The sequence below is a fragment of the Paenibacillus sp. LK1 genome (assembly GCF_002750415.1).
GTDB lineage: Bacteria > Bacillota > Bacilli > Paenibacillales > Paenibacillaceae > Paenibacillus > Paenibacillus taichungensis.
On the sequence record NZ_PEII01000018.1, the window covers coordinates 1 to 14320 of the forward strand.

Here is a 14320-nt window from a genome sequence, read left to right on the forward strand (position 1 = left end):
CGCTCTACCGTTAGTGTAACCTGCCTTAGTTTAATGAATTGAAGGGCAAGATGACCATTAGATACACGCCTAATCGGCAACAGGAACATGTTCTAGTCCTCAGCAGCTATTTTCAGTCCGATATTTCGCCTTTTTAATACCGAGCAACCGTGTTTAACCTCTCATCTTGTCAGTTGTCACATAACAATGTGAACATTTTCATGTATTATGGTACTTAATAAAGCTTTAAGTACAAGTAATTAATGCTTAGATGTACATCTAATCGGCAATCGGACTATGTTCTTGTCCATTCCGGCAATAGGTACAAGTTCTTTTCACTCATCTACCACCACTTACGGTAATGATTTCCCCTAAAATATAATTTGCTACATCTGATGCGAGGAAGCAGATGACTTCTGCTATTTCCAGTGGAGTTGCAGCACGTTTCATTGGGACGGATGCTACTAATCGTTCGAGGCGGTTATCTTCAGGGGCAAACTTATCATGAAATGGTGTTTCAACAATTCCGGGGGCGACTCCATTTACAATAATCCCATATTCAATAAACTCCCTAGACATTCCAACTGTCATCGTGTTTACTGCACCTTTTGTTGAGGCGTAGTGGATACTTTCGCCCGAACCTCCAATACGAGCCGCTGCCGAAGAAAGATTAATAATTTTACCACTTTTTCGTGAAAGCATGTCTTTTAATACCGCCTGTGAACATAGAAGGATACTTTTTACATTCAACGCATAGGTATCGTCCCAAAGTTCCTCGGTCATATCCATGAATGTGCTCTGTTTAATGCCTCCACCAGCGTTATTTACCAATACATGAACGGCTCCATAAATCGAAACAACCTCTTGAACCATTACCTCAACTTGGTCTTTCTTAGTAACATCTGCTTGGACAGCTATACATTCACCACCCAATTCTCGAATCGCAGTAACTGTTTCTGTTGCTCCCTTTTTGTTTGTATTGTAGTTGATGACAACGTTTGCCCCTCTAGAAGCCATTAATTGCGCCGTCGCCCGACCAATTCCAGAACTGGCTCCCGTAATGAGAACAATTTTCCCTTGTAAATCTTGCACAATCTCTACCTCCCGACTGTATTCTTTTTAATATTTTTGGATATTATTATGCATCAAGCGTGGGATGGAACATTTACCTTGCCTTTATTTCAAGATTACTGCCCTTTAGTTTAACAAAAAAATGGAGCAACATCCGCCCGCAGAATCCTCCATTTTTTGTTACGCTATAGTTTCCTGATTGCGTTACATTGTTTATTGACAACCTTAACAACTATTTAATCGGTAAAAAATCAGTACATAATTTTTTACTCTTGTTTATCTAACCATAGAAAATGAAATGGGAATATAAAATTTTCTATCCATTATAGTTCTTCGTTGTATAGAGCTATACTCCGTGCTGCACAACTCTAAGTCTAATTCACTTGCTCTTCCAAAGATCTGACTCGTAGTAGCTCCATCAAGGAAAACCAAATTTTTTAGCCGTTAGTTCTACGATCTACAACAGCTATTTTCAGTCCCAAATTGTTATTCTTTAATACCTAGCCGCCAGCGTTTAACCTCTCATCATATGTTTAAGTGGTTAAGGTCATTTTATATAGATTATAACGTTTACCATTGTTACGCTAACTTGCCAGTTAGCTTAGTTAAACAGATAAAGATTCTCATTAACATTGACCAAGTTCTTAACCGTTTCAACCATTATAGCCCATTTAGAAATAATCATGCTGGCACGCTAACATGGGTTAATAATAATACTCTTATTGAAATGAGTAGTTCTCATTTTAACAAAAATACCATGATGCAATAAGCCTCTACTATTAAGTAAAAAACAAAGGATGCCAAACGCGAAATTAACGTATTGGCATCCTTTTAAATTTATTGATATTCGTAACCGTCTAAAAAAACGCAATGTTCTCCATGAATATGAAAATACCGCTAAAGCGTTATTCAACAACGCTTAGACGGTATCCAGTAATTGTTCTTGATTTCAATATCGGGGTGGTCGGCTGAGACAGCATGACCAACCAAATCGTCGTTGGCTTTTCGTTTACACCCTTTATTAGTGCCTGTGCTCCCTCTACTCTCGCTAATTTTATTCCTCTACGGCGATGCCGGCAGCTCTTAAGTGCCCATAGGCAACAATTTTACTAAACTGAGATGAAACTTCATCTGCAGGAAGGGGTTTATCGTTTTTAATCCACCAAATTACAATGCCCATGAAAGCCGATCCGAGGTATTCGATCAGCAATTCCTTGGATATCGCTAGTGTGGAGTTTTCCTTAGCAGGTTTCCACCCCTCAATTAATTTATCATTAATGATATTCTCCATTTTCGCTTGAAACTGATAGATTCGATTCTCTTCAATTAACATGGAACGGTAAAAGGTCATACTTAGGGAAATATGCTCCAGTACAGTTTGCGTGACTGTCTCGAGTAGAGAAATGCTGAAAAGATTCATGGTGATCGGACAAAGAACGACTGCATCCTTTAAATCGCTTAACAGTTCATTCATGCATGTATCTAATAAATCAGGCTTGTTTTGGTAGTGGAGATAAAAAGTATTTCGATTGATCATAGCCCGATCGGCAATATCCTGGATCGTAATCGCCTCGTATCCTTTTTCCTGAATAAGCTCATAAAACGCCTTTCGAATCGATTGTTTCGTGCGCAGTATTCTTAAGTCGGTTTTTTTATTCATTGTATTCGTTCCCCCTAAATTTATTTAGGTCGTTAAGCGACAAAGTTTAATGAAGTTGTCTGTTATCCATCATAGCTAAAAATATTGAATATTGAGCGTTATATTAACCATTATTATAATAAGCATCAGATAAATAAACAACGTTTTGTTCATTATTTATCTAATGACCAAAAAAATTCCAAGGAGGATTTACTAATGAAATTCAACCATCAAAATGAGCTTGTTCGTAAGACAGTCGCCGTGCTGGAAAGTTTTGAAAGCGGCAATCCCGAAGCGATTACGGCTTACGTTCATCCAGATCAATATATTCAGCACAACCAGGCCTTACTCGATGGTCCTGAAACCATGCTTGGTGCTCTTGATCATTTAAAGGAAATTGGTACAAAGGTAAGCATTAAGCGGGCTTTAGTTGACGGAAATTATGTGGCTCTTCATTCTGTATATCATTTTCACGGCCCTAAAATCGTATTTGATATCTTCCGTTTTGAGAATGGGCTAATCATTGAACATTGGGACAATTTGCAAGAGATGGTGGAAAAGACACCAAGCAATCATACAATGATTGACGGACCGGTTACGATTAAGGATATCGACAAGACGGAGGCCAACAAAGCATTTGTCAAAAGCTATGTTGAAAACATCTTGCTCGGAAAGAACCCTGATCTGCTTGCCTCTTACTTTGATGGAGATACCTACATTCAGCATAGTCCTCATATTGCAGACGGCCTTTCTGGTCTTCACGCTGCTTTGCAGGCTCTGAAGGAGAAAAAAGTTGAGTTTCAATATACTCATGTCCATCAAGTTATCGGGCAAGGCGATTTTGTTCTTACCGTGAGCGAAGGTCAATTTGATGGTCAACATACTGCTTTCTACGATTTGTTCCGCGTACAGGATGGAAAGATCGCTGAGCATTGGGACGTTATCGAGGCCATTCTACCGGAAGAAAAACGAAAAAATACGAACAGTAGATTTTGAAGTTTGTGTAGCTGAATCGCAAGAAAGACATCGCCAAATTTATTTACGGTGATGTCTTTCGCTTCACGAATGTACTTTAATGGAAAATTTTAAAGTCCAATGGATACAGGAGCGTTGCTTCAGCAACGCTATTTTTGTTCAATGCAATGAAGTGATGAGGGGAAGAGAATCATGAAAATATTGACACAAAAAATGATGTGGATCGGATTAGTGCTCGTCCTGATCGTGCTGACCGTATTCGGGGTAGCGATGATGGGATCGGTGATGGGATCGAAGCCCAAGGAGCTTCCAGTTGCCCTCGTTATCCTTGACCGGCCGGCGGATCTGTCGACTGGAGGAACGATTTCGGTTGGGGAAATGATTCGGGAAAAGTTGGTGTCAGACCCGGCAATGCCGTTCGTATGGCATATCGTGGATTCAGAGGAAACGGCTCGGGAAGGATTGGATAAACGCGAATATTACGGAGTGATAGTGATTCCGGCGGATTTGAGCAGCGGTTTACTCTCGTTAGCAACTCCCTCACCGATTCATCCTAATGTGAAGATCATCGCCAACGAAGGGATGAACAGCCAAGCCTCGTTGGTCGTAAGACAGGCCATGAGGCAAGCGATGCAAATGATAAGCGAGGAACTGTTGCTGCTGCTGCTTGAGCAGATCGGGCAGCAAACGGAGCAAATTCCTGTTGACTCGGCAACAGCTTTAATGACACCGGTGACCGTTCAGGAGGACGTCGTGCATCCACCGGGAGTGAATAATGCGTCGGGGAATGCGCCAGGTTTGTTGACCCAGATCATGTGGATCGGCAGTCTGGTGACCGGGATAGTTTTGTTCCTGGCTAGCCAGAAGGCAGTCGCCGCGGGTTCAAGGAGATGGACAGTAAGTGCGCTGCAAGCTATCGTGGGACTTGCGACCGTTGGTATAGCGTCAGGCTTCACCGTATGGATGGCTTTGTCGTGGTACGGCATGGAACTAGCGAACGCGAGGGAGACTTGGTTCTTCTTATGGTTGGCTGGATCGGCGTTCTTCTTGTTGCAATCTTCATTACTCAATTGGATCGGATTTCCGGCTATGCCTCTGCTCGTACTGCTGATGTTCTTCTCCATGCCGCTGCTGAACATGGCTCCGGAGTTCTTGTCGCAGACAACGCGAGATTGGATCTATTCGTGGACGCCACTGCGGTTCACGGCAGAAGGGCTGCGGGAAGTGATGTACTTCGGAGGACTGGACGCGGTCGGCTCAAACGCCTTCGTTTTGTGGGGCGTCGCCGTGGGATTTTTGGTCCTGCTGCTCGCTTCCGGATTTAAGGCCGGTCGAACTACAGATGCGCCCCCTACTTCTGTTACAGGAGATTAAAATATGGTAAGAACAAACAAAGTTGTGTTGTCGGTATTTGGTTCGGTTAGTGTGGTTCGATATTCTCCCTCATGATACTATTTAGATAATTACCTAATACGAAATGATACCAAGTTTTTGTCCCTCGACCGTTCCCTACCCTTTGTGGTGTGTACGATATCATCGATTGAATTTCTCCTTTAGCACTATCATGCTGATAAGGACATAAGCATTTATTAAGTATCGATTCATTTTTACTTAAATGGTAATACTCAATTCTGCTGGAAGAACTGCTGTAATCAATGAGCCTGTGTGAGGAAATTGTATCATTTCGAGGGAGCTTAACAAAAGCAGCCGATCACGATGATCAGCTGCTTTATCTTATTGAGCTATCGTTTCCCGTTAATTGAATACTGGCCTTAATACGACTTCTTTACCCTAAAAGAGTCTCGTGGACTCCATGAAGTTAACTGATTCAGCAGAGCATATCCTTTTCCTATTTCTTCAATTGCTTGAGCATGGTTATCCAGATCCTTAAACCTGTCACCCACAGCGTCAAAGCAGAACCGAAACCGATAAAAATAGACCTCGCAATCAGAGATACATCGCCCAAAGTGGTATTCAGTGGTATAAACAAAGAAATGATGCCTAGAATACTGAGCACTATACCTGTACCATAATAAAAATTCTCTCGAAACAATCGCGCTAAAGGAAAAAAATGGACTCCGACAATGATAGCCATGATCGGGAAAAAGACTTCAAAGCGATCAAATAAGTTACAAAGCACACTTGTAATCAAGATTGCCAGACCTTCTAAACCACAGATCACACCAAATTTCCGGTTAATTTTATTCCTCATTTCCCTCTCTTTCGGTGTAGTGACATGGTTCACGTTACGTGCTTTCCCAATTAGCGAAATAGCTCCGATTAGCAACGTTAATGTCACAATACCTGAAAGAACAAGCAGCCAAGGAGCTCCCAGTTTATTTGAACCAATAATACCAATTGCAGACCAAAGGGCTCCAAAAAAAGTCATGAATATTACTCCATTTGCAGCTCCAAAGACAGCAGCTTTCGGCAGTTTTACTACATATCCCATCCTAACCATGTCTCCTACAATTCAAATTTTAACCACTTTTAATGTACCATAAATTCTCTTTTTGAAAATGCAATGTTAAATTGCTTCTCCACACTTAGTGAAGATTAATCTATGGTTCTATACATGGCTAACGTATTAAATTGGAACTATCCTGTACGTTTAGGATGCAAATACTAAGCGTACAACCCCTTTACAGTTGCATGCTCTATTTTTTATGTCTTTGCAAACCCTAAATATCCATATACTCCTCAACCTGGATAAATACTGATTTCCAACTACAAGTCGGAAACTGTACTTGTTGATACTCAAAATATTATTACATTGAGACCATATGAAGCTAAGGTTAATTTATACACAGTGTAATCAAATTTTTTAAAGGTCTTCCACACCATACTGTTCAGCGAGCCGAAGGCCAGTCTGGGGACAAAGCTTGCCGTTCGTGCGATTTCTGAGGGCCTGCTTCAAGATGCCAGCAACAAGCTTCGAGTAACGATCGTTTCACCTTGGATCCACACAATTGGATTCCCTGGACGCCATAAATGACTCAGAGATGAAAGCCAAACTCGAAGCTTATCAGAACATTGGGTTCTCCCCCTACTCTATCGCTAAAGCTATTGCGTTCGCAGTTGAGCAACCAAATGGCGTGGATGTAAGTGAAATAGTGGTCCGCCCCACAGCGCAAATGTCCAGGGACATCCTCATTAATGATCAATAAGGATCAGGTACCACCTCATTACGAAGTTTCTTGATCTCCGCAAAAAACTTAAAATGCACCTCCAATTGTTAGTAGTGGTTAACAATTGGAGGTGCATTTCATATCCTTTAGCTTCTTTTATATTACATAAATGATTAATATCAATCCTTAGGCAATTCATTAAAGAAAGCGACATCTTCTATCGGTAATCTTACCGTCCGGTGTCCGGGCTTCACCGCCTTGCCGATGGCGATAAGCATAACAGGAGCGTATCTCGCCGGAATATCAAACTCTTCTACAAATTTTACTTGGTCAAAGCCGCCCATCGGGACCGTATCATAGCCTTTTGCACGAGCGACAAGCATTAGCTGCATGGATACCAGTCCACTATCAATAAATACTTTTCGGAGTACATTTTCTGGAGGCATACTCGCGAACAGTCTTTGGTATCGCTCCACGAATGAATTAGCTGTCTCTTCAGGCATGTACCCCGCATCGACCGCCATCCCGTATACTTTCTCGGCCAATTTATAGCCTTCTAAATCTCCGAGTATCGCAATGACAGCTGAAGCCTCAATCACTTGCTGCTGGCTGTTGGCGATCAGAAGCAGTTTTTGTTTTAGCTCCTGCGAGTCGATGACGAGAAATCTCCACGGCTGGAGATTGGCGCCAGAAGGAGCCAGTGTAGCTAGCTGCAATATATCCTTCATTTCGTCCCGTGAGATCTTTACTTCGGAATCATAGTACCTTACAGATCTCCGATCTTGAATAACATCAAAAAACTGCGCCTCCACCTTCTGTGACGATTGTTCAACGGACATGCTTCTCTCCTCCTCATAATTTCCTTGCCCCAAGTTGGCACAAGATATTCTAAATAATTTGTAGTCGACCTTCAAAACAAATTCAACCATTGCAGTTAAATGAGCTTAATTGTTACTATAAATTATTTAGTGTATACTTTAAAGTAGACACATTATTTTTATATAGCTCTATAAATTAGACTAACTATACTATAGTAAGGGATGATTTTGTGGATATAAGCAAAGAGGACGAACAATGTCTCATCTCCATTCGCGAGGCGTTGGAGGTTGTTCGCGGAAAATGGGCTATTTTGGTACTCACCTTACTTAGTCTGGGTCCGCAGCGATTTAATCAGATGCGAAGATATTTAGACAATGTCAGCATCAAGTCTTTAACGGATGTCCTGCGTCATTTTGAGCGGCATGAAGTCATCAACCGTCAGGTGTTCCCTACCTCACCTGTTACTGTTGAGTATTCGCTAACAGATAAAGGAAAGGCGTACATACCTGTACTTCGGGAGATGCGCATATGGGGTGAAACCTGGGGAGGAACATCGGAAGGCGTTAATGATGACGAAACCCCGCTTGGGTAAAGTCATAGTTTAGACTGGCTCTTAAAAATGAAACGGCAACAGCTAGGGAATCAGAAAATAAAGTCTTCGTTATGGTCTTAATACAGTATTAAGTTCATGTGATTAATGTTTAGATGTGCATCTAATCGGCAATCGGACTATGTTCTTGTCCCTCGACAATTTTCTATCTATATCCCCTTTATTTGATTAATACGAATAATATATTACAACCAAAATAATTCTTTCAACTTAAATCCTATAAGCCTACGAAATCCATTAGTATGGAGATTAACTTGGTGGGTTTGAATTTATTGTTCAGAAAAATGCTGATCCAATCAGTAAATCCCAATAAGGCAATCACTAAGAAAACTACAATTTCCTTTTTTGCGTTACGTTTATTAATCATGATAAACAGACAAATCCCCAGTACTGTTATAAAAAACACAATAAACCAGATCATGAGGTCGTCTCCCTCATGGATTTTTTTCTGCTCCTACGTATCCAAGTGACAATTAAAAGCAATAGTGGAATGAATACGCTATAGATTAACGTATATTCAAAATCATATTTTTTGCTGAATTCGATATTCTCCACTACATTATCATATCCCAGAGCCAGACCTGAAATAAGCAAAATGAGCGCAAGCGTTATCCAAGATCTATTTTTAATCCGGAAGAGTTGGCATATGCCGAGAACTGAGCAATAATAAGCGATCGATAATTTTATGAAGATAGCTACTAACAAGATCAATGCAATCGTAGATTCCATATGTTCGAAAAAGGACCCAATATGAATCTCCTGCGCAATGACAAACAACGGATAGGTATCATGGGAAGCACGCGTGACACCAAGCACCCCTATCGTAAAAAACGTTGAAAAGCTTAGCATAATTGTTGCAATTACAATTGCCAAGATAAAGCTACTCTTCAATTTACTTTTAACGAAAGGAAACAGCATTAGGAAAAGCAACGATTCTAGGAATGGGAAGCCAAAGATTGAACGGGTCTCCTTCATCGTCTTCCATAGATCCATTCTAAACATTCCCTGAAATCGCCCTGAATCCCATTGAGTCAATCCCAAACAGACTATGAAGATAAACGTTACCCCCATAATGATAAATAATAACTCTGAAGATCGAGCTATGGTGTCGATGCCTTTGTATACGGCATATCCACTTATAACGAGAAACATGAGATGAAACACGGTTATAGGTGACATGGGCATCATTGCTTGTTTCATGAAATCACCCATATTACGAGTAACAAATACTGCTAATTGAATAAAGTAGGAGATATACATCAATGCTAGCAGACTTCCCAGCTTCTTTCCCGCTACTTTAATACAAATCTGGATAATCGATAGACCTTGATATTGCTTGGAGAGTTCTAACCATATTAGGGACACTAAAATAGTGGAAGTTCCCGCCCAAAGCGGAACGATCCAAGCATCTTGCTTGGCAACATTAATTAACCCACCAGGGGTAAAAAAAAATGACGTTCCGATTAAAAAAGTTAAAGTCAGAACAAAAAATTGCCAAACCGTAATTTTACTCTGTCCCATTCCCTTCACCCTCCTTAAACGGATCGATGATTTCGCCAACATCATTAATTGTACTCCTGACGGTTAATTGCAGCTTGGTTTGAGTCCAAGCCTCACTTTGCTTCTGAAGAAAATTCCATGCTCGCCCCCGTTTATATTTGATCATATCTCCGAGTCCGAACATATCCCATTTGTTTCTGATCGCTTTCTTATAAAGATTATGGGAATTCTCAATAATCTGTTGATTAAATTGGTTTGAAATTTGAGAGACATTGTCCCAATCAAGTTTTTCTCTCTGATTATTATTCCGAATGGCAAGTTGGGCGGTAACCTCAATATTCAATACAGGTTCCCCGTTAACTAGCGACAAATGCTGCTTAGTCTTGACTTTATTAGCATACAAATCTACAAAACTGCCTTTTAAGTCGATGGACTGAAAAAAAGTATCCGTCTCACCTTTCAACATATTGTAATAACCATTTTCCCACAAGGTAATTTTCCCCACCATTCGGTCTTTATTAAACAGCGCAGCACCGGTAAGGATCAGGTTGCTCTCGCTAACATCAATGTTTTCGAAACTGCCCGTGGTATGGTCTGGTGTTTTTGCTCCTTTTAAACTGACGATAGGCAAAACCGTTACTTTAGAAGAATCCAAGTTCTCGACCAAATCCTTTACACGGGATTTCAAGCTAATTTGACCGGTAGCCTTATGTGTATTGCTAATCAGAGATCGTAAAAGCCGCCCGGGAAGTTTCTCAAGCGGAGTATATGTCTTCATAACCTCAGATAGGGGAGAATCAGTGATGAACAGATATAGGCTGGATCGCCTGTTGAACTGACGCTCATAATAGTTAAGAAAAGAGCGCATACCTTCTTTGGCATAGGCTTCAGTGACGATGTGAGACTGATAATGATCCGTAAAAAGTTTTCGAGGCAGCATATAACTTGACTTTTGACCAATTGCTCCTTTGGTCTGACTACGAAATGTATAAGTGAATACAGGAGATCCACCACTTGCTGAGCTTGAAGAAAAGGCTTCGGGATTAACAATCTGGTAGTAGACAATTTGCTCGTGAGTCTTTTTGTCCATCTCTGATCCTACCAGCCCAACAACGGCCAGTTCATTAATCTCAACACGGTCCCAGCAGCCAGTGAGACAGCTTATAGTGAGTCCACCAACTATAAGCTTCAGAAAGACAGATTTCATAGGCCCCTCCTTCTTTTCCTTCTTTTAGTCCCTTTCATTTTTGGATATTCCCTCATCCAAGGTCGTGGCACACGGATTAAAATGTCTTTCCAGTCGGATAGAGTGGTGGGAGCAACTGGAGACAAATAAGGGACGTTGAAAGAATTCATGGAAGCAAGATGCACGACGGTAAGCAGCACTGCACATAAAACGCCGAAAAGGCCCATTGCTCCCGCAAGAATTAGATAGAAAAATTGTAAAATCCGCTGAGTAATCCCGAAACTGTAAGAAGGCGCTACAAAGTTGGAGATGGCTGTAATCGATACTACAATTACCATTGCCGTAGAGACAAGGCCCGCTGTAACTGCGGCCTGACCAAGTACCAATGCACCAACGATTGAAATCGCTTGTCCGGCTATACGTGGCATACGCAAGCCCGCCTCCCGTAGCACCTCAAATGTGATCATCATTAGCATAGCCTCTACAAAGGCTGGAAAAGGGACGCCTTCCCTTTGCCCTGCTATGCTGATTAACAAAGAATGGGGGAGTAGTTCTTGCTGATAGGATACGACGGCCACGTAAAGGGCTGGGACGAATATTGACAACATAAAAGAAAGAAATCGGATCCATCGAAGCATTGTTGCAATGTCTGGACTCTGATAGTAATCTTCAGGTGCGATAAAAAATTGGAAGAACGTAATAGGACCCACCAATGCAATTGGACTCCCGTCTACAAGTACACCTACACCCCCTTCCAGAAGGTGTGAAGTTATAATATCGGGCCTCTCTGTACTGAGCAGTGTTGAGAATGGAGAATAGCTCTTCTCTTTCAACCACTCCTCTACATAGGCGCTGTCCAGAATACTGTCTGTATGAATTGCGTCAAGACGCTTGCGAAACTCCTCTATCACTTCATTCGAAGCCAAATTATTCATATAAATAATTGAAATTTTTGTATCAGTCTCTGTTCCAGCTGTAACTTCCTGAATGCAAAGATGTTCATTTCGGACTCGCTTGCGGATCAGAGAGAGATTAATTGCCATTTCCTCTGTAAACCCAACTTGTGGTCCCCGTACAGTTGATTCCGTCATAGGCTCTGCAACACTGCGCTGACTGGTCTGAGAGACGTTAATCCATAACACTTCTGGAGCACCTGACACTATAATGAGGCAGGCACCTTTTAAGAGGCTGTCGATACACACTCTAAAATCACTTGTGGATGATACTGAGCTGAAAGGAATACGTCCCTTTAGGACCGCGATAATTTCATCTGTACTGAAGGATTCTTGGAATTCCTTTTTCTCAGCTAAAAATGAGAGCAGCTCATGCTCAATTTTATTCTTATCTGTTAGCGTCTCAAAAAATACACATTGGCAAGGAATATCTGAAGATATAACCATTGAATGGATAATAAGATCGGGAGGGCTATGCAGGTATTCCTGTATAGCATGAACAAACGATGCTGTATCCTCGCAGTTAAAACTTGAATCTTTGAACGATTCTGATGATTGCTGGTTCGAGTAGGAATCTTGAGTAGTCATGCTAGGTGCTCCTTAGGTGTCATCTGGAATGTTTTTTTAAATATGTCCAACAATGGGTAAATTTATACGAGAAGTCCAATGCCTAACCTAACTGAAAGAAAACACTAAACGGCGAGATTAACGTATTGGAACATTAGCCGATTAAAAAAAATGTTTTCTTCCAACAATTCAATCAGCGGCGGAGAGGTCTCTACGGCGGTTACACGGGCCCCTCGCTCCGCAAATGGTACCGAGAACACTCCCGATGCCGCGCCAATCTCCAGCCCACGAATAAATTTGTTAATCAGGGTCAATCCGGTATAGAAACCGGCAGCGACTAATCCATAGCCGATACCGAGAAGATGATGCCCATTTGTCTGCATCCTTTCGTTTTGCAAAATGAGAAAACAGTCCCAGCAGAGCAATGACTATACAAATTGTCTTTTTATACCGAGCTTATAGAAGCAGGTATCATATTATAATTACCTATTTGTGTAATCGACTATGACACGATGTCCTAGTCCTCAGTTTGGAAATAAGCTTGGTTCCTTAAACAAAAACGCTATTTACGCGACATTTTATGTTATTTTCTTTAGTCACTCTACATGAATTCCAGCTATGAAACTATTTAGATAATTATCTAATCGAAAATGACACAATGTTCTTGTCCTTTTCGGCAATGGTACAATGTTCTTTTCCTCAGCAAGGGACAAGAATCTAGTTCCTTAAAACAAAAAGGCCGCTAAATAAGCGACTTTGAATGGAACAATGTTCTTGTCCCGCGACACATTTTGACAAGAACTTGTACCTATTGCCGTAGCTGGACAAGAACGGCATCAGAGAAGGCGGATCGTACCTTATCGCTGCCTTTAAACGACAAAATGGTGCCGATAGCCATAGCCCCATAGCCGCAACGAAATAATGAGCCTAATCCGACAGTGCCCGCATGATGTTGGATTTTGCCTCTGCCGCAATCGCTTCATTCCCGTCATCAACCGCTTGCATTAAGATCAGTATGGGGATGTATACCGCGATCAGCCGCGCCAGCAGCTTCGTTTCCTCGTCCGCTCCTCCGTACGTTTCGAAAAACACGCCGCGAGCGTAAGGTGGTAAAAAGCTATAAGCAACGCTTAAATCGCAAGCCGGATGGCCTACGCTCAGATCGCCCCAATCAATGATGCCGGAAACGATCCCGTTCTCATTCACAAGCATATTTTTGAAATGAAGATCCCCATGTAGCAGTGCATTCACCGCCTCGACACGGTCCTTTTGCAGCCTGCTAATATATGCTTCGATCACACCGGACTCCTCCCACGACAAGTGTTCAACCACCTTCGATAGAAAGCCCTCCAATTTCACTTTGCGCGATGCTATGTCAGTCAAGTTTCGATGATCTTGTTGAACTCCGCACTTTAGCGCCGCCTGCACCGGAAACTCATGCAATCTCCGCAAAAATTTCGCCAGCGTCTCTGCCGATAAAGCCCGGCGTTCTTCCGTCAAACCGATTGGGAAATCTCCTGGCACGTAGGCATAGCCAAGAAATGGTGCCGGGTATTCGTCACTTGCTTCGCCATAAAACAACGGTTTTGGATAGGGGATGGTCATATATGCCTCCAGCTTCGGCAGCAGTTTCCCTTCCATATGAATCGAGCCAACTGCAATCGATCTTCTTGGAAACCGGAACACGTACTCGTCACCAATGAGAAAAACCGTATTGTCCCAGCCCCAGCCCAATCGCTTCACTTGCTTCGATGACAGCTGAGGGAATTGTCTGCCGATCAGCGTCCGCGCCTGCTCTTCGTTAACCTCCCACTCCGCATCCCATACATTCGTTCCTCCCATGAATTGTCTGCCTCCTCGTTCCTTACGTTATTTAGATGTTTACATTCCCTG

At 42.0% G+C, this 14320-nt stretch carries 11 protein-coding genes and 1 pseudogene; 3 read left to right on the forward strand and 9 right to left on the reverse strand.

Annotated features, from left to right (window positions below; genetic code table 11):
• Nucleotides 1-318: 318 nt before the first annotated feature.
• Together CS562_RS29075 and CS562_RS29085 are read right to left on the reverse strand one after the other, a co-directional pair.
• The gene (locus tag CS562_RS29075; RefSeq protein WP_099859060.1) at nt 319-1071 is read right to left on the reverse strand and encodes an SDR family NAD(P)-dependent oxidoreductase; all 753 of its coding nucleotides are present in this window, start codon (nt 1069-1071) and stop codon (nt 319-321) included.
• Nucleotides 1072-2104: 1033 nt separating this feature from the next.
• Nucleotides 2105-2710 carry a TetR/AcrR family transcriptional regulator gene (locus tag CS562_RS29085; RefSeq protein ID WP_099859061.1) on the reverse strand — a complete coding sequence of 202 codons (606 nt, stop codon included), beginning with the start codon at nt 2708-2710 and terminating at the stop codon, nt 2105-2107.
• Nucleotides 2711-2905: 195 nt separating this feature from the next.
• On the opposite strand from CS562_RS29085, the gene CS562_RS29090 reads away from it, so the two are divergent.
• Together CS562_RS29090 and CS562_RS29095 are read left to right on the forward strand one after the other, a co-directional pair.
• Nucleotides 2906-3685 (forward strand): nuclear transport factor 2 family protein, encoded by a 780-nt coding sequence (locus tag CS562_RS29090; protein WP_099859063.1) that lies wholly within the window; start codon nt 2906-2908, stop codon nt 3683-3685.
• A gap of 171 nt (nt 3686-3856) precedes the next feature.
• On the forward strand, nt 3857-5038 hold the full coding sequence (locus tag CS562_RS29095) for a YhgE/Pip domain-containing protein (protein ID WP_099859064.1): 1182 nt from the start codon (nt 3857-3859) through the stop codon (nt 5036-5038).
• Nucleotides 5039-5513: 475 nt separating this feature from the next.
• On the opposite strand, the gene CS562_RS29100 is transcribed toward CS562_RS29095, so the two are convergent.
• Both CS562_RS29100 and CS562_RS29110 read right to left on the reverse strand, forming a co-directional pair.
• Nucleotides 5514-6116 (reverse strand): DUF7010 family protein, encoded by a 603-nt coding sequence (locus tag CS562_RS29100; protein ID WP_099859065.1) that lies wholly within the window; start codon nt 6114-6116, stop codon nt 5514-5516.
• Between the two features lie 855 nt (nt 6117-6971).
• A complete protein-coding gene (locus CS562_RS29110; RefSeq protein WP_099859067.1) occupies nt 6972-7631 on the reverse strand; it encodes a nitroreductase family protein in 660 nt (219 codons plus the stop codon).
• Nucleotides 7632-7840: 209 nt separating this feature from the next.
• Here CS562_RS29110 and CS562_RS29115 point away from each other — a divergent pair, with 209 nt between their 5' ends.
• A complete protein-coding gene (locus CS562_RS29115; protein WP_076288747.1) occupies nt 7841-8203 on the forward strand; it encodes a winged helix-turn-helix transcriptional regulator in 363 nt (120 codons plus the stop codon).
• A 435-nt stretch (nt 8204-8638) separates the two neighbouring features.
• Here the strand turns inward: CS562_RS29115 and CS562_RS29125 are convergent, their stop codons facing one another.
• The 5 genes and pseudogenes from CS562_RS29125 to CS562_RS29145 form a co-directional block, all read right to left on the reverse strand.
• Nucleotides 8639-9742: a GerAB/ArcD/ProY family transporter gene (locus CS562_RS29125; RefSeq protein ID WP_099859068.1), complete on the reverse strand. Its 1104-nt coding sequence runs from the start codon at nt 9740-9742 to the stop codon at nt 8639-8641.
• Nucleotides 9729-10928, reverse strand: a complete 1200-nt coding sequence (locus CS562_RS29130; protein ID WP_099859069.1) for a Ger(x)C family spore germination protein — start codon at nt 10926-10928, stop codon at nt 9729-9731. The genes CS562_RS29125 and CS562_RS29130 overlap by 14 nt, the downstream gene beginning before the upstream one ends.
• Nucleotides 10925-12448 carry a spore germination protein gene (locus CS562_RS29135; RefSeq protein ID WP_099859070.1) on the reverse strand — a complete coding sequence of 508 codons (1524 nt, stop codon included), beginning with the start codon at nt 12446-12448 and terminating at the stop codon, nt 10925-10927. The genes CS562_RS29130 and CS562_RS29135 overlap by 4 nt, the downstream gene beginning before the upstream one ends.
• A gap of 149 nt (nt 12449-12597) precedes the next feature.
• Nucleotides 12598-12711, reverse strand: a pseudogene (locus CS562_RS33145) (methyltransferase domain-containing protein); the annotation flags it as partial.
• Between the two features lie 643 nt (nt 12712-13354).
• Nucleotides 13355-14269: a phosphotransferase gene (locus CS562_RS29145; RefSeq protein ID WP_099859071.1), complete on the reverse strand. Its 915-nt coding sequence runs from the start codon at nt 14267-14269 to the stop codon at nt 13355-13357.
• Nucleotides 14270-14320: the final 51 nt, after the last annotated feature.

Bases quoted from the DNA above. Each gene is read 5' to 3' on its own strand.
- CS562_RS29100 (WP_099859065.1), bottom strand. From the start codon at position 6,116: ATGGGATATGTAGTAAAACTGCCGAAAGCTGCTGTCTTTGGAGCTGCA.
- CS562_RS29090 (WP_099859063.1), top strand. From the start codon at position 2,906: ATGAAATTCAACCATCAAAATGAGCTTGTTCGTAAGACAGTCGCCGTG.
- CS562_RS29125 (WP_099859068.1), bottom strand. From the start codon at position 9,742: ATGGGACAGAGTAAAATTACGGTTTGGCAATTTTTTGTTCTGACTTTA.
- CS562_RS29145 (WP_099859071.1), bottom strand. From the start codon at position 14,269: ATGGGAGGAACGAATGTATGGGATGCGGAGTGGGAGGTTAACGAAGAG.
- CS562_RS29095 (WP_099859064.1), top strand. From the start codon at position 3,857: ATGAAAATATTGACACAAAAAATGATGTGGATCGGATTAGTGCTCGTC.
- CS562_RS29110 (WP_099859067.1), bottom strand. From the start codon at position 7,631: ATGTCCGTTGAACAATCGTCACAGAAGGTGGAGGCGCAGTTTTTTGAT.
- CS562_RS29130 (WP_099859069.1), bottom strand. From the start codon at position 10,928: ATGAAATCTGTCTTTCTGAAGCTTATAGTTGGTGGACTCACTATAAGC.
- CS562_RS29085 (WP_099859061.1), bottom strand. From the start codon at position 2,710: ATGAATAAAAAAACCGACTTAAGAATACTGCGCACGAAACAATCGATT.
- CS562_RS29135 (WP_099859070.1), bottom strand. From the start codon at position 12,448: ATGACTACTCAAGATTCCTACTCGAACCAGCAATCATCAGAATCGTTC.